At 65.3% G+C, this 19,079-nt stretch carries 13 protein-coding genes; 4 read left to right on the top strand and 9 right to left on the bottom strand.

Features of this window, described 5'->3' with window-relative positions; translation table 11 throughout:
* Nucleotides 1-4: 4 nt before the first annotated feature.
* The gene (locus IG178_RS22610; RefSeq protein WP_193214863.1) at nt 5-2,761 is read right to left on the bottom strand and encodes an alpha-L-rhamnosidase; all 2,757 of its coding nucleotides are present in this window, start codon (nt 2,759-2,761) and stop codon (nt 5-7) included.
* 87 nt (nt 2,762-2,848) lie between these two features.
* On the bottom strand, nt 2,849-6,022 hold the full coding sequence (mfd, locus tag IG178_RS22605) for a transcription-repair coupling factor (RefSeq protein WP_343226033.1): 3,174 nt from the start codon (nt 6,020-6,022) through the stop codon (nt 2,849-2,851).
* Nucleotides 6,023-6,102: 80 nt separating this feature from the next.
* Here mfd and IG178_RS22600 point away from each other — a divergent pair, with 80 nt between their 5' ends.
* On the top strand, nt 6,103-6,483 hold the full coding sequence (locus IG178_RS22600; protein WP_193214862.1) for a hypothetical protein: 381 nt from the start codon (nt 6,103-6,105) through the stop codon (nt 6,481-6,483).
* Between the two features lie 19 nt (nt 6,484-6,502).
* Here IG178_RS22600 and IG178_RS22595 read toward each other — a convergent pair whose 3' ends face one another.
* From IG178_RS22595 to rpsP, 3 genes are all read right to left on the bottom strand, one after another.
* Nucleotides 6,503-8,644: an AMP-binding protein gene (locus tag IG178_RS22595; RefSeq protein WP_193214861.1), complete on the bottom strand. Its 2,142-nt coding sequence runs from the start codon at nt 8,642-8,644 to the stop codon at nt 6,503-6,505.
* A 100-nt stretch (nt 8,645-8,744) separates the two neighbouring features.
* On the bottom strand, nt 8,745-9,818 hold the full coding sequence (prfA, locus tag IG178_RS22590; RefSeq protein ID WP_193214860.1) for a peptide chain release factor 1: 1,074 nt from the start codon (nt 9,816-9,818) through the stop codon (nt 8,745-8,747).
* 77 nt (nt 9,819-9,895) lie between these two features.
* Nucleotides 9,896-10,153, bottom strand: a complete 258-nt coding sequence (gene rpsP, locus IG178_RS22585) for a 30S ribosomal protein S16 (RefSeq protein WP_193214859.1) — start codon at nt 10,151-10,153, stop codon at nt 9,896-9,898.
* Nucleotides 10,154-10,362: 209 nt separating this feature from the next.
* Between rpsP and IG178_RS22580 the strand changes: the two genes are divergently transcribed.
* Nucleotides 10,363-10,572 (top strand): dodecin, encoded by a 210-nt coding sequence (locus tag IG178_RS22580; protein ID WP_193214858.1) that lies wholly within the window; start codon nt 10,363-10,365, stop codon nt 10,570-10,572.
* On the opposite strand, the gene IG178_RS22575 is transcribed toward IG178_RS22580, so the two are convergent.
* The 3 genes from IG178_RS22575 to IG178_RS22565 form a co-directional block, all read right to left on the bottom strand.
* A complete protein-coding gene (locus tag IG178_RS22575; RefSeq protein ID WP_193214857.1) occupies nt 10,556-11,758 on the bottom strand; it encodes a sialidase family protein in 1,203 nt (400 codons plus the stop codon). The two genes, IG178_RS22580 and IG178_RS22575, sit on opposite strands and share 17 nt — an antisense overlap.
* Before the next feature lie 106 nt (nt 11,759-11,864).
* Nucleotides 11,865-14,165 (bottom strand): glycoside hydrolase family 2 protein, encoded by a 2,301-nt coding sequence (locus IG178_RS22570; RefSeq protein ID WP_226895695.1) that lies wholly within the window; start codon nt 14,163-14,165, stop codon nt 11,865-11,867.
* Between the two features lie 14 nt (nt 14,166-14,179).
* A complete protein-coding gene (locus tag IG178_RS22565; RefSeq protein ID WP_193214855.1) occupies nt 14,180-15,286 on the bottom strand; it encodes a cellulase family glycosylhydrolase in 1,107 nt (368 codons plus the stop codon).
* 572 nt (nt 15,287-15,858) lie between these two features.
* Between IG178_RS22565 and IG178_RS22560 the strand changes: the two genes are divergently transcribed.
* Together IG178_RS22560 and IG178_RS22555 are read left to right on the top strand one after the other, a co-directional pair.
* Entirely contained in the window at nt 15,859-16,488 is a 630-nt protein-coding gene (locus IG178_RS22560) for an RNA polymerase sigma factor (protein WP_193214854.1), read from the top strand.
* Nucleotides 16,475-17,779: a hypothetical protein gene (locus tag IG178_RS22555; RefSeq protein WP_193214853.1), complete on the top strand. Its 1,305-nt coding sequence runs from the start codon at nt 16,475-16,477 to the stop codon at nt 17,777-17,779. The genes IG178_RS22560 and IG178_RS22555 overlap by 14 nt, the downstream gene beginning before the upstream one ends.
* 12 nt (nt 17,780-17,791) lie before the next feature.
* Here IG178_RS22555 and IG178_RS22550 read toward each other — a convergent pair whose 3' ends face one another.
* Nucleotides 17,792-18,943 (bottom strand): class I SAM-dependent methyltransferase, encoded by a 1,152-nt coding sequence (locus tag IG178_RS22550; protein ID WP_193214852.1) that lies wholly within the window; start codon nt 18,941-18,943, stop codon nt 17,792-17,794.
* Between the last annotated feature and the right edge of the window lie 136 nt (nt 18,944-19,079).

Raw genomic sequence — 19,079 nt, 5'->3', positions numbered from 1 at the left:
CTGACTAGAGGGAAGCGCTGAAGGAATAGGAACCGGAGCCGGCGGAAAGGCGGCTGCCTTGGGCGGAGTGAATGCCGGGACGTCCGGCGACGGCTTGGCCACCCTCGAGAACCGGTCCGGTGACGGGCAAGATGATCTCGGCGGTCGTGTTCGGCGGGACGACGACGTCGGCGGAGAAGATGCCATCCTCGATCTTCCACGAGCAGGACAGCTGTCCGTGGCGGGTTTCGGTGGCTGCGGAAGCGCGGGTGATCGTTCCGGTCGGACGGGGTGCAATCCTCACCCGGTCGAAACCGGGAGCGGCGCGATGGATGCCGCCCAGCTCTCCCATCATCCATTCGCAGACGGCTCCGAAGGCATAGTGCGAAAAAGAGTTCATGCTCGGTTCGTGGACGCCCTCGTCCTTGATGTAGGAGTCCCAGCGTTCCCAGATGGTGGTGGCGCCATTGTCCACCTCGTAGCCCCAGCTCGGGTAATCATGTTGTTGCATGAGGATGCCGGCCAGGTCGTGGTGGCCACTGGCGGACAGGGCCGGCAGCAAGGGCCGCGTGCCGAGGAATCCGGTGGACATCTTGTTACCGTTGTCGCGGACCAGTGCGGCCAGGTGCCCGGCGGACGACTGGGGGATGAGATCGAAGAAGAGCGCGATCGCGTAGGCGGACTGGTTGTGCACGCCGAGCTTGCCGTCGGGCAGGAGGTAGTTGCGGCGGAAGGCATCTTTGACCTTCTCCGCGTGGGCCGTGAATTTCGCGGCAGCCGCCGGATCGCCGATGGCGGCGGCCATCTCCGCCATCAGGCGGGCATCGTAGGCGTGATAGGCAAGGTCGATGAACGGGATCGGGGTCTTCACCGCGCCGAGTGAGAGCCAGTCGCCGAAGCCGCAGTCATCGTCGGCCCCATTGAGCTCCGGATCGCGGGCAATGCGCCAGTCCATGAAATCGTTCATCTTCCGCCAGTGCTCGGTGATCACCCGGGTGTCGCCGTAGACCTGCCAGATGGTCCACGGGCAGATCACCCCGGCGTCCATCCAGCCCGCGGCATGGTGTTCGTTCGGCCGGGCGAGGGGCCGCGGCGCATAGGCGGGATAAGCGCCGTAGTCCCATTGGTCGTCGTTGAGGTCGCGCAGCCACTTGGTGTAGAAGGCGGCGATGTCCGCGTTGAAGGTCGCGGCGTGGACGTAGATCTGGGCGTCGCCGGTCCAGCCCATCCGCTCGTCGCGCTGCGGACAGTCGGTGGGCATCTCGAAGAAATTCGCCCGCTGGGTCCACACCATGTTCCGGTAAAGCCGGTTGAGCATCGGGTCGGAGCATTCGAACGCACCGTGGAGCGGCGTGTCGGAGTGAAGCACGATGCCGGTGACCGCGTCCTTGCCGGGCGTGCCGGGGAAGCCGGTCAGCTCGACGAACTGGAAGCCGTGGTAGGTGAACTGTGGCGTCCAGGTTTCACCGTCGGGATCGCCTTTGAGCGTATAGGTGTCGGTGGCGCGGGCGCAGCGCAGGTTCTCCGTGCTGAGACGGCCGTCCTTGTGGAGCATCTCGGCGTAGCGAATCTTGATGATGTCTCCCTCGTTGCCCTTCACCTTCAGCCGGATGACGCCGGAGATGTTCTGGCCGAGGTCGAAGATGTGAACGCCGGGCTCCGCCTCCCGGACCGAGATCGCGGCAATCTCCTCGATCGGACGCACCGGATTGCCGGGATGTGGGTCGACCTTCGCGTCGGTCCCAGTCTTGCAAACGGCGGCCTGCCAGCCGTGTTCATCGAAGCCCGGGCTGGACCAGCCGGGCATCTCCTTGCGGGCGTCGTATGACTCGCCCATCAGGATGTCGGACTCGGTGATGGGGCCGAGCGATGACTTCCAGCCCTTGTCGGTCATGATGGTTTGGCGCGTGCCGTCGCTCAATTCGAGTTCGAGTTGGAGCCGGACGGCCGGAGAGATCCCGTAGTAATAGCGGCCGTTGATGCCGGGAACGAGTCCTTCCTGGCCGGTGAGCAGGCCGTAGGCGACGTAGCCGGAATACCAGCCGTCGGCGAGCGTCGCGCCGATCGCGTTCGCTCCTTCCTGCAGGAGAGCGGTGACGTCGTAGGCTTGGGAATGAACCCGCCTCTGATAGGCGGACCAACCGGGAGCGAGGCATTCGTCGCTTACCCGCGTGCCGTTGATCTCGACGCTGTAGACCCCGAGTGCCGTGGCGTGGAGGACGGCGCGCCTGATGGCGGGAGCATCGAACTCCTTGCGGAAGTATTTCGGCGGTGCGAGGCGCAGCTTCCCACGGGCCGGGTCGTTGACAAAATTCTGGATGTTCTCGGTGGTGTCGTAGGCACCGTCGTCCTTGGCGCTGATCCAGAGGGCGGACCAATCCGCCTGATCCAGTAGGCCGATGCCGAAGCTTGCCGGTTCGCTCCATGCAGAGGCGCGGTCGCCGCCGTCCCAGACCCTGACCCGCCAGAAAACTTGGTCGCGGGCGGCAAGCGGGCTTCCCGCCCAGGCAATCTGGTCCGTTGCATTCGAGCGGATCTTGCCGCTGCTCCAGAGAGGCGCGCCGTCCAGTGCGCCGGGGCTGTGCGCTGCCTGGATTTCGTAAGCACTCTGGACCAGATCCCGGGCCGCCGGATCGGTGGACTTGAGTTTCCAGGAAATTCGCGGTGTCGCGGTGCCGACTGCCACCGGATTCTCGTGGTATTCGCAGCGCAGATGAACGGGAGCCAGATCCTGGGCATGGAGGGAGGGAAGAAGGGCGAAGAGGAGCAGGGCGTGCTTCATGGTCTGGGGTGGCGATTACGGAGAGGCGAAATGAAAGGTTGCAGCAAGAAACCATTCTTTCTCTGCTTGCGGCGGGAACCTGGGCCATCAAAGCAGGCGCAGCATCTCCAGCGCCTCGAGCAGCTTTTCCGCCGGCTCCACCGACACCAGGCGGGGAAAGCGCCGGCCTTCGAGCATGATGTAGTCGCCGCCGCGCTGCAGCATGAGCCGCTGGCCCTTGATCTCGACGCTTGAGACTCCCTTGCCGGCGGCCGACAGGCGCAGGCGGCCGACCGTGACGAGGTTGGCGGCTGGACCGGGCAGGCGACCGAAGCGATCCCGCCAGCGCGACTCCATGGCGGTGATTTCCTTTTCCGTCATGCACTCGGCCAGCTCGCGGTAGGCGCTGACGCGGAGCTGGGTCTCGCCGAGCCAGTCGCTCGGCAGATAGGCGGGAAGCAGCGGTCCGTCACCGGAGCCGCGGGCGGACTCGGTTTCGGAGAAGGCGATGAAGTCGCTGCGGAAGCTGGCTTCGACGCGGGCCTTCGGGGTCTTTCCCTGCAGCCGGTCAACCGACTGGCGCAGCAACTGGCAGTAGAGGTCGAACCCGACCGCCGCGATGTGACCGCTTTGCTTGGTGCCTAACAGGTTCCCCGCACCACGGATCTCGAGGTCGCGCATGGCGATCTTGAAGCCGGAGCCGAGCGCGGTGTATTGCTTGATCGCGTGGATGCGCTTGCGCGCGTCGCCGGCGGTCACGAAGTCGCGCGGCAGCAGCAGGATGGCGTAGGCCTTGTCGCCGGCGCGGCCGACGCGGCCGCGGAGCTGATAGAGATCGGCCAGCCCGAAGCGGTCGGCGCGGTCGATCAGGATCGTGTTGGCATTCGGGATGTCGATGCCGGTCTCGATGATCGTGGTGGCGAGCAGGATGTCGGCCTCGCCGTGGACGAACTTCCGCATCACCACCTCGAGCTCGTCCTTGTCCATCTGCCCGTGCCCGACGAGGATCCGCGCGTCGGGCACCAGCTCCTGGATCTTCTTGCGCATCATCTCGATGCTCTTGACCCGGTTGTGGAGGAAGAAGACCTGCCCGCCGCGCTTCATTTCACGCAGGATCGCGTCGCGGATCACCCGCTCGTCGTAGGGGCAGACGCTGGTGTGCACCGGCACGCGGTTGGGCGGCGGGGTGTCGATGGTCGACATGTCGCGGGCACCCATCAGCGCCATGTAGAGGGTGCGCGGGATGGGGGTCGCGGAGAGGGTCATCACGTCGATGCTGCGGAACAGCTCCTTGAACTTCTCCTTGTGCTTCACCCCGAAGCGCTGCTCTTCGTCGATTACCGCGAGGCCGAGGTTCTTGAAGTGAACGTCGCCGGAGATCAGCCGGTGGGTGCCGATGACGATGTCGACCGAGCCGTCGGCGAGGCCACGGATCGTCGAGCGGATTTCAGCCGGGGTGCGGAAGCGGTTGAGCAGGTCGATGCGGATCGGGTAGTCGCTCATCCGCTCTCGGAAGGTCCGCCAGTGCTGCTCGGCGAGCACGGTGGTGGGTACCAGGATGGCCACCTGCATGCCCCCGGTGGCCGCCTTGAAGGCGGCGCGGATCGCGACCTCGGTCTTGCCGAAGCCGACGTCGCCGCAGATCAGGCGGTCCATCGGCCGGACGCCTTCCATGTCGCGTTTCGACTGCTCGATCGCCCGCCGCTGGTCGGGGGTTTCGGTGAAGTGGAAGGAGTTCTCGAATTCCCACATCCAGCGCGAATCGGGCGGGTGGGGGATGCCGGGTTCGGCCTGGCGCTCGGCCTGGACGCGCAGCAGCTGGGCGGCGTAGTCGAGGATCGACTTCTCGGCGGACTTGCGGAGGTTCTTCCAGGCGCTGCCGCCGAGTTTGTTGAGTTCGGGCGTCTTGCCGCCGATCCCGACGTACTTCGCCACCAGGTGGGCCTGGTCGATCGGCACGGAAAGCAGGCCGCCATCCTTGTATTCGATGGTGATTTCCTCGAAGAGCTCGCCCGATGAAATCCCGCGGAAGCGGCCGATGCCATACTCGTGGTGAACGACGAGGTCGCCTTCCGCGATGTCGTCGAGGGAGGCCCGGGCGGTCAGTGCCTGGTGGCCGTCGTGACGCGACCGCTTGTGGGTGCCGGGCGTGCGGTAGCGGCCGAACAGCTCGCTGGAGGAAAGCACCGCCATGCGCAGGGCGGGGACGGTGAAGCCCTGCACCAGGTCGCCGCGCAGGCGGACGAGGTCGCTGACGGACTCTTGGCCGGCGAGCTCGATGAAGCGGTCTTCCTCGCCCTTGTTCGAGAACACCATGCCGATCCTCCAGGCGTCGGCACGCCATTCGTCGAGCTGGTCGAAGAAGCGCTGGCGACGGGATTGCTCGAGGACGAAGTCGCCGGCCTCGAAGGTCCCGATGGGACTGTCGAAGCAAGCGGTGGCAAAATCTTCTTCACCGTCGCCCCCGGCGGCACCGGCGAGGATATGGAGGTCCGCGGCAAGGTCAGGGCACTCGAATGCAATCCGGACGTCGCTCTCCTTCAGGTAGTCGCCGACGGTGGCGCCGAGTTCCGGCTCGGCGAGCAGCAGTTCCGCGCGGTCGAGCTTGGCGATCGAGGACTGGGAATCGACATCGAACTCGCGCAGCGAGTCGACCTCGGTGTCGAAGAACTCGATGCGCAGCGGGCGGCCGCCTTGCCAGGGGAAAACATCGAGGATGCCTCCGCGGACCGCGAACTGGCCGCGTCCCTGGACGGTCGTCACGCGGTCGTAGCCGTGGCTGGACAGGCTGGAGGTGAGGTCGACGGGGTCGATCTCATTGCCTTGGCAAAGGATGATGCGGCTGCCCGCCAGTTCCTCGGGCGACGGGGCGGGGTGGGCGAAGGCATCGGGATCGCACAGGACGACCATGGATTTCGCCCGGGCCGCGGTGGCCAGCACCTCGAGCCGGGTGGCCGCGGCCTCGGGGTCGGAAATTTGGCCACCGTCGAGTTCGGCCGGCATTTCGGGCAGGTCCGCGGCATCGATGCCCCACAGTTCCATTTCACTGGCAAGGCGCTCGCGCTGGCGGGGGCCGGCGCACAACAGCCAGATCCGGCGTCGTCCAGCGCCGGCGAGATGATGGCAGACGACCGCGGCGAGCCAGGCGTGGGCGGCCTCGGCGACGTGATCGAACACGACGCTCCCCGCACCCGAGGCCGCGAGGGCCAGGCGCTGTGCGAAATCCGGCTGCCCGGTGGCCCGCTGCAGCCAGTCATCCTGGACGTCCGCGGTGCGGGGCACGGCATCTCCCTATCGTGCTTTTTGCGGCATCCAAGGAGATTTGGATGAATACTTTTCCGGAGCTCCGGGTTTCACTTCCGATGAACTCACTTCATTCGCTCATCGGGGCCGCTGTTCTGGCGGCCGGGGTTTGCTGGGCCGGGGAACCGACGCACGATCTGAACAAGGAATCGGCGGTCAAGCTGATCAACCTGCTGATCGACGACTACCAGGAGCGGATCGAAATCGTGCTGATCAGCGAGGGCTCCAAGGTGATCAACGGGCTCGAGGAAAAGAACGTCCGTCGGGTGATGGCGATCCATCCGGTGCCGGAGAAAGGCAAGCGGGTCCGCCGGGTCCAGTGCTACGATTTCCAGTGGAACGACGAGTTCGGCTGGTACTGCCTGGAGACCCGTGAGGAACGCGGGGTGGACGTCGTCTACATCTTCAGCGAACTCAAGGGCGAGGTCGTCGTGAAATGACCTGCCCCTGAGGCGGGGATCAGCCCTTGGCCAGCTCCTCGCAACCCTTGAGGTCCAGCTTGCCGGATGCGAGCACCGGGATCTCGGGCACCGGCATGATCAGCTTCGGACACCACAGCGACGGGAAGCCCGCGTCCATGAGCTTGTAGCGGAGATCGATGCACTCCTGTTCCAAGGCCGGTCCGGAGATGGTCGAGAGGAGGATGATGGCCTCGCCCTTTTGCGCGTCGGGAATCCCGACGATGGCGATCTTGCGCTCGGCTTCCGCGTCGAGGCCGAGTGCCTTGTTGACGGCTGCCTCGACGGTTTCGTGCGGCACCATCTCGCCGGCGATCTTCGAGAAGCGGGAAATGCGACCTTCGATGTAAAGGAAGCCGTCGTCGTCGATCCGGCCGACGTCACCGGTGCGGAACCAGCCGTCCTTGGTGAGAACTTCCTCGGTCTTCTTCGGGTTGTTGAGGTAGCCCGGGAAAACGTTCGATCCCTTGAACCAGATCACCCCTTGTTTGTCGGCGACCAGCGGCTTCTCCGTCGCGGGGTCGGTGAGGCGGATGGCGATGCCGGGGAGCATCTGGCCGACGGAGCCCTGGCGGTTCGACGGCAGGGTGATCGCGTCGCCGCGCGGATCGGGGTCGGGCAGGTTGACGTTGGTGGCGGGCGAGGTCTCGGTGAGCCCGTAACCTTCCTGGGGCTCGATGCCGAAGCGGTCCTTGAAGGAGTCCGCGAGGTTGTTGGGAAGCTTCTCCGCACCGGTGACCACGAGTTTCAGCGAGCGCAGCTGCTCCGGCTCCACGCGTTTCATGTAGCCGCGGAGGAAGGTGGGCGTCGCGAGCAGCACGTTGACCCCGTGTTGGGCGATGAGCTCGGCGAGGCGCTTGGTTTCGAGGGGGTTGGGGTAGGTGACCAGGTCGATGCCTTCGATCACGGGATACCACAGCGTGACCGTGGCGCCGAAGGAGTGGAACAGTGGCAGGCAGCCCAGGATGGCCGAGCCGTCGTTGAGGTCGAGCCGGGTGCCGAACTGGCAGACGTTGGCCAGCATGTTGCGGTGGCTGAGCGGCACGCCCTTCGGCTCACCGGAGGAGCCGGAGGTGAACAGGAGCATCGCCTCGTCGCCGTCGCGCTTCTTGCCGACGCGGAACAGGGTGCCGATGACCGAGGCGGGAAGCAGCTTGCCCAGGATCGTCCAGGTGATGACCTTCTTCTTCAGCGATGGCAGGACGCGCTCGATGAAGATCAGGTCGCGGTTGGGTGGCCAGGGGAACGACGCCAGCTTGCGCACGAAGGGATCGGCGGTGATGTAGCGGTCGATGCCCGACTGACGCATCGCCGAGCGGACGGCCTCGTGTCCGGCGGTGAAGTTGAAGTTGACCGGAGTCTTGCCGGCGAACACCGCGGCGAGGTTGGCGATCAGACCGGCCTTGCCCGGTGGCAGGATGATGCCGATCCGCTGGTTGTCGGTGGATTCGCGGATGAACTTCGAGAAAACCAGGGCCGCGCCGAGGATGCGGTCGAAGCCGATCGACGAGTCGTCGGAACCGTCGTGGACCTTGTTGCGGCTGTGTTTTTTGAGGCCCTGGAGCAGGGCGGTGCCGAGGGAGCCCTTGAGCAGCGGGCGCCGGGAGAACGATGCCTCCGCCAGCTCGAGGATCCGCTCGAAGTAGAGCGCGGGGCACATGTCCGCGGCAGGGATTTCCTTGCCGATGCTGATCGCCACCTGGGGCATTGATCCGGTTTTCTCAATGCTGAGGCTGCCTTCCCGCGGGTGTTCGACGAGCATCGGCAGCACCGGCAAACGGAACGCGGAGAGGGTGCGGAGGGTCTTGCCGGGGATGTGGCAGGGGACGGCATTGCGGGTCACCGCGCGCCCCGGGACGAAGATCATCACGCCGCCATCCGCGAGCATCGGCTTGAGTTGCTCGCCGGCGCCGGCCGGGGAATCGTCGTCGTCGGAGAAGGCCGTGCCCGAGCCGGTTTTCTCAAGGTGGGCCAGGACCGCGGCGTCGAGCTTCGAGGATTCCTCGATCAGCCAGAAGATCCTGCGACCGGAGAAGAGTTTCTCCAAGTGATAGATCTCGTTGAGCGTGAGTTGGCTGGGGATGACGAGGCATCCGGTGGCCGGGATTCGGTCGGTGTGTTGTAGCTGAACGGGGCTGGACATCGTGGCGCGCAGGAAAGTCGTAGCGGAATCAATTCCACCTGCGCGCTATTGAAGCGATTCGGCCGGGGGTGGCACGGCTTTTTTGTGCGGGAGTCCGCGCTTATGCGATGCCTGCCTCGCTCAGGCGTTCCGCCATTTCGGCTTTCTGCAGCTCGGCGGTGAACTCGTTGAGGTCGCCGGCCATCACGCCGGCGAGATTGTGCGAGGTGTAGCCGATGCGGTGGTCGGTGATGCGGCTCTGGGGGAAATTGTAGGTCCGGATCTTCTCCGAGCGGTCACCCGAACCGATCTGGGCCCGGCGGTGGGCGCTGTGCTTCTCCTGTTCTTCGCGGACCTTCATTTCATAGAGCCGGGTGCGCAGGATCTGGAGGGCACGCTCCTTGTTCTGGCCTTGGGAACGGCCGTCCTCGCAGCGGACGTAGAGACCGGTCGGAAGGTGGAAAACCTGGACGGCGGACTCCGTCCGGTTGACGTGCTGGCCGCCGGCACCGCCGGCACGGCAGACCTCGATGCGGAGGTCGTCGGGCTTGAGCTCGACATCGACTTCCTCGGCCTCCGGCATCACCGCGACGGTCACGGTGGAGGTGTGGATGCGGCCCTGGGTCTCGGTGGCGGGCACCCGCTGCACCCGGTGGACGCCGGACTCATACTTGAGCGTGCGGAAGACCTCGTCGCCGGTCACGCGTAGAAAGACCTCCTTGAAGCCACCGACCTCCGAGGGGCTGCTGCTGAGGTGCTCGGTTTTCCAGCCACGGGTGTCGGCGTAGCGCTGGTAGAGGCGCAGCAGCTCCGCGGCGAAGAGCGAGGCTTCGTCGCCACCGGCGCCGGCGCGGATCTCGACGATCGCGTCGCGGTCCTCGTTCGGGTCGGCCGGCAGCAGGGCGTACTGGATCTTTTCGGAAAGTTCCGCGACCTCGGCTTGGAGGGCGGGCACCTCCTCGCGCGCCATTTCGGCGAGCTCATCGTCGCCCTTCGCGAGTTCCTCGTTCTCCGCCAGCTGGCGCCGGGCATCTTCCAGCCGGTCCCAGATCTCCAGCGTGTCTTTCAGCCGGCGGTGTTCGCGCATGATCTCCGAGGCCTTCTTCGGGTCGCCGAAGAAACCGGGGTCGGAGAGCATGTCATCGATCACACCGAGGCGGCGGCGACGTTGTTCGATCAGGCTGGAGTAGTCCATGGGGTGGCGGGACGTGAATACGAAAAGGCCGCAGCTGCGGAGAGCTGCGGCCTCGGAAAATCGCGGTTCGCGGTGAACTAGGCTTCGGCCTTGGCGGCGGTGCGGGCCTTGCGGAGGATGCTGTTGACGGTCTCGGAGACCTTGGCACCCACGCCGACCCACTTGTCGGCCTTCTCGAGGTCGACGGTGTAGTTGACGCCTTCCTTGAGGGGATCATAGGTGCCGACCTGCTCGATGTAACGACCATCGCGGCGCTTGCGGCTATCGACGGCAACGATCTTGTAGTAGGGACGATCCTTGGTTCCCTGGCGGTTGAGGCGGAGAGCGACGGCCATGTGTTTGAATGCGTTAAAAATTGTCCACCGGTTGGCGGGGGCGGGAAGCTGCATGACATCAGGCGGCTTGCCAAGCAGAAACTCGGGAAAATCTCACCTGTCCGGATGATCGGGAAAGCCTTGTCCCGGGCTCGGCCAAATCCGGCTGCCATCGCGAGGATCCCCGGCCGGTTGCGGAACCGTCAAGGACGGTGTTGGTTCGGGATGCCATGAGTGATCATATCTACAAGAAAATCGAACTCGTCGGTTCGTCGGCGGTCGGAGTCGAGGACGCGGTCAACAATGCAGTGACGCGGGCCGGGGAGAGCATCCGGAACATGCGCTGGTTCGAGGTTGTTGATCTTCGCGGTCATCTGGAGAATGGCAAGGTGGCCCATTGGCAGGTCACCGTGAAGATCGGCTTCACTCTCGAGGAGTGATCGAGCTGCCGCCGCCGGGTGGCTTCATGTCGTCGGCGCGGTTCAGGGCGCGGAAGTTCTTCCAGCGGTGGAAGGTGAGGAAATTGGCGTCGTGGGCACGGTGGGCGCCGCCCTCGTCGTCGTCGAAGGCCGTGCGCACCGCGGCGATCAGGTCGTCGCCGTCGAACAGCCAATCCACGTATTGGAAGCCATGATGGCCGGGATCCGGGTGATGGAGGACGATGCAGCGTGTTTCCCAGTGTCGGAGGTCGTCCGAGTGAAGCAGGGCGAGGGTATTGCGGAGGCCGGCGGGCCGCTCGGGTTTCTCGCGGGCCAGATTCGCGGTCCAGGATTCATCTCGGACCAGGTTTGCCAGTGACCAGTAGCCGGGGCCGTCGGGATCCTTGCGGATGGTGAATTTCTTCGCGCCTCCGGGGAAATCGACGAAGTCCTTGGCGGGGTCGAAGGTTGCAGTTCCGCCATCTTCACTGACTCGCACGATGGCGGCGAGCTCCGGCAGGTGGGAAATTTCGACGCGAAGGATATTGGTGATTCCGCCATCCGGGGCCACCACGGCATTGCCCTCGAGCCATGCCCCGAAGTCCCCGTCGAGCCAGCCGGGATCGCGGGCGAGGGCGTTGGAGAAGGTCCAGGCCGCGGGGTCGAGGAGGTCGGCATCCACCGGGATGGAGATTGTCCGGGCGCGGTAGCGTTCGCCCCATTTTTTCGCGGTGTGGGCGTCCTCGACGGCTCGCCAAAGCCGGCCGCGGTGCTCGACGACCGGCATCGGCGCGGTGTGCCACTGGCCGGGGTCGAGCACCGCGGGCCCGGTCCAGGTTTTGCCGTGGTCCTCCGAGCGCCGGATCACCAGCTGGCCGTGGTGTTTGTCGGTGCCGAGGGCATAGGCCTGGTTCCGGTGGACGAAGAGGTTGGTCCAGAAGAATCCGTCGAAGTCGCGCTCGTGCCGCCAGGTTTTGCCCTGGTCTGTGGAGCGGTAGAGCCGGCCGGTGGCGCGGACGTGCTCGTTGCTCGCCGGGCCGAAGTAGTCGTGGGACGCGAGGTAGTCGCCGTTGGGAAGCACGCAGAGCGCCGGCGATCCGATGTAGCGCTTGGACGACGCCGGCGAGTGATGGATGACGGTGCCGGGCGGCAGGGGTGCCGCGCGCAGGGTCAGGGCGAGCAGGAAAAGGATCAAAGAAGTCCGCATTGCCAAGAGAACGGACCGGCCGCGGTGCATGTATCAGTGGCGTGCGGCCACGAAAAAGCCCGCCCCGCGGACGGCGGGACGGGCTGGGGTCGGGAGGTCGTCCCGATCAGGGCTTCGTTGCCTGGACCTCATCCAGCAGGCCGGCGTCGATGTGCTGGCCGCCGCGGGTCTGCTTGACGTGGATGGCGATCACGTTCGTTCCGGACTTGAGCGCGGTTTTCGCGCGTTCGTCGAGGTCGACGATGGTGTAGGTGCCGACGTAGCCGGTGAGCTGCGCGATCTCGGTGCCGTTGAGAAACACCGTGGCGTCCTCGTCGTGGAACATCCGGAGGACGAGGTTGCCCTGGACCGTGCCGTCGAACTCGAAGTCGCGGCGCAACCAGATGTCGGGCGTGGTCCACGGGGTGTTGAATTTCGCGTTCGGCACCCCGCCGCCGCTGAACGGGGCCTTGGCGGTTTTCCACGCATGGTCGTCGAAGTCCGCCTTCTCCCAGCCTTCGCCCGGCGCTTCGGTGGTCATCTTCCAGTCCAGGGCGGTCTCCTCCGAGGTGGCGAGGATCGTGGTGTAGGACGGCGCGTCGGGAGTGGCGAGCAGCTTGTCATGGAGCGGCTTGAGCCAGCTGGCGGGGATCTTCTCGACGCGGTCGTAGGTCAGCAGGCCGTTGACCTCTCCCTCGACATCGGTGGTCTGGGTGTAGACGCCTGCGGAAATGCCCTGGCGCTTGAGGCCGCGCAGGACGTCGATCGATTTGCTGTAGCGCTGCTTCCACTCGTCGAGGGTCTTGGGCAGTCCGCCGTAGCCCCAGTTGCCCTTGGTGGGATCCCACATGTGATCCTTGACCGGCCATCCGTGGCCGCCGAACTCGCCAACGACCTTCACGTAGTCGTCGAAGCGCGGGTCGCCGACCGGAAACGCCGGGTCGGGGTAGGCGTGCTCGTCGGCGATGTCACCGACCGGCCAGAAGTTGCCGCCGGATGCGATGTTGATCGGGCGGGTCTTGTCGTAGTCGACCGCCATCTTGCCGACCTCCAGGGTGCGGTGTTGGCCCCAGGCCTCGTTGAAGGGCGACCAGACGACGATGCAGGGGTAGTCCTTCAGGTGATCGACCATCCGCTTGTACTCGAGCAGATACTGGGCGTGGCCCTCGTCGCTCCAGGTGCCGTCCTTCGGATCCGGCGCGAGTCGGGTCCAGTTCGGATTCGACCCTTTCGGCTCGGACTGGGGGCCGTAGCCTTGGCTGACCTGGTCCTGCCACATCATCATGCCGAGGCGGTCGCAGTGGTAGTAGTAGCGGCGCGGTTCGACCTTGATGTGCTTGCGGATCATGTTGAAGCCGGCGGCCTTCAGATACTCGATGTCCGAAAGCATCGCCTCGTCGGACGGCGGGGTGAGCAGGCCGTCGGGCCACCAGCCCTGGTCAAGCGGACCCCAGTGGAAGATCGGCTCGCCGTTGAGGGTGAAGCGCCAGTTGCCGTTGGCGTCCTTGGCTTTGCCGAGTTCGCGCAGGGCGGTGTAGGATTTCGCGGAGTCGATGACCGCTCCCGCGGCATCGAGCAGCTCGACCGTGACGTCGTAGAGATTCGGCTCGGCGGGCGACCAGAGCTTCGGTTCGGCGAGCCGGATGGTCGCGGATCCCGAACCCTCGGCGCTGCCGGCCGGCTGGCCCTTGATGGAGACCGAAACGCGGAGCTTTTCCCCGTCGACCGCCGGGCCGGAGAGATTGGCCGCCACCGTGATGGTGCCGTTGGCGACGTCGTGAGTGAAGTCGAGGTCGTCGATCGCGCGGGCGTTGACCTCCTCCATCCACACGCTCTGCCAGATGCCGGAAACGCGGGTGTACCAGATGCCTTCGGGCTTGAGATGCTGCTTGCCGACGAGCTGGTAGCCGCTGGTCGCGTCATGGACGCGGACCACCAGTTCGTTCTCCCCGTCTTTCAACGCGGCGGTGATGTCGAATGAGAACGGCGTGTGCGCGCCGGTGTGCTGGCCGATCTCCTGGCCGTTGAGCCAGACGGTGGTGTCGTAGTCGACCGCCTCGAAATGAAGGATCGTCCGTTTGCCCTCCGACTTGCTGGCGGTGATCGTGCGCTGGTACCAGAGCGACTGGTCGGGCTCGAGCAGCTTGCCGACCCCGGACAGAGCGGACTCGGGAGCGAAAGGCACAAGGATCTCGCCGGCCCAATCGGACGGCTTTGCCGCGTCCTTCGGGGTGATGGCGTAGTTCCAGAGGCCGTTGAGGTTGGTCCAGTTGTCGCGCTGGAGCTGCGGGCGGGGATACTCGTCCCAGGCGTTCTGAGGAGTGAGTTCCTTGGCCCACGGGGTCATGATCTTGCCCTCGACGGGCTTCCATTCGGCGTGGGCGGCCTGCAGGGACATCAGCAGGGCGAATAGGGTCTGCGGTTTCATGGTCATGAAAGGGATCAGGGTTGGGAGGTCAGCTGCTTGTAGAGGTCGGTTTCGGCAGGATCGTAGGGCTTGCCGTCCTTGTGGAAGAGCTCGTGGAACCAGACATCGGGTTCCTTCTCGAAATCCCTCTTCCAGCTTTCCCACGGGTATTGGGTCTGGGTTTTTCCAGCGACCAATCCCCACTGGAAGGCACCGACGTGCTTCTCCTTGAAGTAAGGCAGGATCTCCACCAGCAGGCTGCCGGCGGTGCGGGCCATGTACTCCGTGCACATCACCGGCCGGCCGTAGGCGAAAAGCGGCTCGGTCATTTCCCGGGTGCGCTTGAGGTCCGCGTAGGCGTGGAACGTGATGATATCCGAGTGGTCGAGCTGGTAAGCGTTCAGGGCATCGCGCTTGTCCTTGGTGCTCCAGTCGTTGGTCCAGACGCCAATGGTGAGCGGTTGCGACGGGCGCACCTCCCAGGCCCACTCGAAGCACTTCTTGACGAGGTCGAGCGAATGCTCGGGCTTGTCGGCGAGTTCGACCGGCCCGTAAGCGCTTTTGTTGGGGTTGCCCGGTTCATTGTAGAGGTCCCAGACGATGACCCGCTTGTCGTCCTTGAAGCGCTTGAGCACGCCCTTGACGTAGGGTTCGAGGTCGGCGCGCTTGGCCGGGTCGCCGAGCACTTCCTTGCCGGGGCTCTGGACCCAGCCGGAATTGTGGACGTGGGGTTTCGGAGCGCGTTGTTTGCCAAGCTTGGGGCTGGGATCCCAGACGTCGTCGAAGAGCACGAACATGATGCCGATCTTGTGTTTGTCGGCCACGGCGAGGAACCGGTCCATGCGCTCGAGCAAGCCCTTGGAGTCCTGTTCCCAGAGGAGGTTGTGGAGGAAGACGCGGGCGGCATTCATCCCGCAGCCGGCCGCGTAGCCGAGTTCACGGTCGATGGCTTCAAGGTCGAAGGTGTCCGCCTGCCACATCTCGAGCTGATTGATGGCGTAGCTGGGCGCGAAATTCGATCCGGCCCGCCACGGCTGCGTTTCCGCCCATTGGTTTGCCTGTTCGGCGGTCCACTGCTGGGCGTGGAGCGTCGGGGCCAGGAGCAGGAAGGGAAGAAGGACGGCTCGGAGTTCGGGTTTCATAATTCAAACGAGGTTGGAGTGGGTGACCCTATGCGTCGGTCTTGATCCCCGTCAAACTTTGCTCCGGCCCGCTGACACAGGCGGCGCGCCGGTCAGACAGGGGATTCCCAAAGAAAATCAAGAAATCGTGTAACCGAGCGGCGATGGCCTGCGGATCACTTTCCGACGACCATGGTTGTTGTGTTGCTATCGGAATTGAAAGGCAGGGGACGATGGGTGAAGCCTAGGCTCCCCCGCCTTTCGATTCTCGGGACCGGACGGTTTTATTGGGTGTCGTCCGCCTCCGATCGCAGCGCGCCCGCGCGGGCGACACCAAGATGCTCCGATGATCCGGAGGACGGTTTGGCGACCTTGCGACGAGTCGGGGAGGGCTCGATCGCGACCGGGGGAAACCCCGCGCCGGCTTCCGGACCCGCGAGCCTTGGGATCGATTCCCGGCTAGCGCAACCGGGTCGTCAGGAAGAGACAGGGGTGGCCGCCGAGAATCCGGGGGGAGTCGTCGGCGGCCGCCCCACCTCCGACAAGGGCAAGGCGGCGAACCGGAACTCGCGCCTTCCAGGGAACGGCAAGGCATGAAAGGATCCAACGGAGTGAGGGGCGACAAGGTGCAGCGGTTCGATCCGGACGGCCAGAAGGACGTCTGGGACGGCACCTGGCTGCTGGGCAGGGTCGCCCGCCGGGACACCGAGGCATTGGCCCAGCTCTACCGGATGTGGGGCGACCGGCTCTACAGCATGGCGCTGCACTGGATCAGCGACGAGGGCGCCGCCAAGGAGGTCCTGCAAGATTGTTTCCTGAAGATCTGGCGCAAGGCGTCGGAATTCAAACCGGCGAAGAGCCAGGCTTTCACGTGGTGTGTGATGATCCTGCGGGGACTGTGCCTCGATGTGCTTCGCCGGCGACGCCGCCGGTCGGCGGTGTGGGAGGATTCGGAGAAAATGCCGGCGATGGAAGTGCCGGACCGGAACGGGGTCGAGGACTTGTTTTTCCGCGAGACGGTCGCCCGGGTCAGGAAGGCGCTGGACGATCTCGAGCCACGGGATGCGGAAGTCATCCGGGTGGCGCTATTTGATCCCGGGACGCTGGAAGACCATGCCGAGCGCTGGCAGGTTCCGGTCGGGACGGCAAAGGTCCGGGTCCACCGGGCGATGGTGAAGTTGCGCGAACTCTTGAAGAAGGGAGGCAAACATGGCCAGGACTGAACTCGACGATGCGACGGCCCGGGCCCTCGACATCCTGCCCACCGGGGACGACGCCCACGGCGACCCGCGGTTGCTGCGGGACGAGCGGATGGCGAAGGTCGCCCGCGATGTCGGCGAATGCGCCGCCGAAGTCTGGCTGGCCACTTCCCCGGTCCGGGCGGCTCCGGCGGATGTTCTTGCTTCGGTGATGAAGAAGGTCGAAGCGGAGGCACCCTTGGCTCAGAAGAACGTGCGCTTTTTCCCCTGGCTCGCCGCGAGCGGGTGGGTTGCCGCAGCCATCGCGGTGGCGCTCTGGCCGCGGGAATCCGCGTCGCTTGTTGCCCCCGAAGTCACGGTCCCTGTTGCAGGGGATCGTCCGACCAAGGCGTTCCCGCGCGAGCCGGTGGAACTCGACCAGCCCCGCGTCGGCGGGCAGGGACCCCGTCGCCGGCGGGAAGAACTGCAGCGCATGCAGTCGCGGTTGGCGGCGATGGACGACCAGGCGCTTTCGGTCGGCCCCAGGGTGCTCGCCCTGGGCGTGCCGGGCCACATCAACCCGACCGTGTCGGCCACCCGCCAGAGGGTGTTGGAAATTCTCAAGTCGGCCCTTCTGTCGACCATGGAGGCGGAAAGCGGTGCTCCGGACGATCCCGCGTGGCTGGTCATCGAGCGCGGCTGGTTGCCGGAGGGACTGGTCATTCCCAGTGACGGCGTGATCCGTCACCGCCACTTCCCGGAATCGCAATGGCGGGAGCTGGCCTTGATGCGTTCGGACGACGGTGCCTACTACGATGCCTCCCGTGAAATGGTCTGGGTCGAGGATCCGGAGGGCCGGGGCTACATCGGACGCAGGGTGGTGGAAGAGGACGATTTGTCGGTCTTCCGCGCTGGCGACGAGGTGGAAGAAGAACTCTTGCCTCCTATGCGCATTGAGCCGGAGGGATACCTGATTGAAAATCCGGGCACCAATCTCGCGGAAGTGGTGATCGACCAGGTCCCGCCGCCGGAACCCGGTTCGGAGCAATTCGTCGTCTGGACCGACGGGTCGGGCGCAGAGAGCATGATGAAAGTCGATCATCCCGCCGTGATCGACGATCAGGAAGACGCCGCCTTTGTCCCCGTCGAGTCGGTGCAGGAACAGGTCATCGAGCACGGCCGGGGCCACGGCCGGGGGCGCGGCAGAGGTCAGGGTGCTGCGACCATGGTGATCAGCATCCCGAACAGCGGCGGCGTCGTCGCCTTCAAGCTGATCGAGCGGCCGGTCCAGGCCAACGGTGGTCCCGACAAGGTGATCGTTGCCGGCGCCCGCTGAGGCTCGACCGGGTCAAAGGACCCGGCACCAGAGCAGTTTCAGGTAGCGGCTCTCCGGATAGTTGGAGAGGGTCGGATGGTCGGGCCCGGCGCCGGTGCGGTCGAAGATCTGCAGCCGCTTGTTCTGCCGGTGGGCCGCAGAGACGACGATCTTCTCGAACTCGTCCGCGGTGAGCATGCCGGAGCAGGAGCAGGTGACAAAGAGCCCGCCGGGCTTGACCAGTTGCAGAGCGAGCTTGTTGAGGTCGTGGTACTTGTTGTGGCCGATCTGGTCTTCCTTGCCGTGGATGAACTTCGGCGGATCGGCGATGACCAGATCCCATTGGCGGCCGTTTTCGATCATGGTCCGCGCCCAAGTGAAGGCGTCGGCGTGGGTGAACTTGATCCGCTGCTGGTTGAGGTTGCCGTTGCGCTTGGCCATCTCGATCGCGTTTTCGTCGAGATCGACGGCGGTCACGTCGGTGGCTCCGGCCAGCGCGGCGCTGACGGAAAAGCCGCCCGTGTAGCAGCACAGGTCGAGCACGCTGCGGCCCGCGGCGAGCCGGGCGAAATCGCGGCGGTTCTCTCGTTGGTCACAGAAGAATCCGGTCTTGTGGCCGCCGGCAGGATCGACCTCGAAGGTCACGCCGTGCTCGCGGATCTTCAGCGGGCGAATCTTTTCGGAAAGCGGGTGGGTGAGCGAGGGGATGCGTTCGATCCGGGCGAGGTCGGGGTCGACGCGGATGTGGACCTGTTCAGTGCCGAAGGCCTCATGGATCGCCGGGATCCAGGTATCGAGGCGGTTGAAGGCGGCGAGGTTGGTGATCTCGACCGACATCACCTTGCCGAATTTGTCGGCGACGAGGCCGGGGAGTTGGTCGGCGTCGGCGTGGATCGCCCGATAGGCGTCGGTGGTCTCGTCAAGCTTCATCAGGTCGCGGCGCAGGGCGGCGGCGCGCTTGATGGCATCGATGAAAAAGCTCTCGTCGAGCACCTCGCCGCCATGATCGAAGACCCGCAGCGGCATGCCGGCGTTCGGGTTCCAGAAGCCGCTGCCGAAGGGCTTGCCTTCCTTGTCGAGCACCTGTACGAGCGAGCCTGGCGTGGCATCGCGGGAGACCTCGCCGATCATGCGGGGCCAGATCGCGGGGTGGTAGCTGAAGTATTTGAGGCGGACGGTCGGCACGCGCGGAGCGTGGGACGGGGAAGGGGAAAGGTGCAAGGACGTAGCGCGACGTTGCACGTTGCGTCGGTGAACGGCGCTACTCGGGTGGCGGGTGGAATTTACGACGGCGTGCCGACCCGCCAACCCACATTGGAAT

Source organism: Neoluteolibacter marinus (assembly GCF_014904755.1).
GTDB lineage: Bacteria > Verrucomicrobiota > Verrucomicrobiia > Verrucomicrobiales > Akkermansiaceae > Haloferula > Haloferula marina.
The sequence above is the reverse complement of the archived record's forward strand: the minus strand, read 5'-3'. Positions and strand labels throughout refer to the sequence as shown.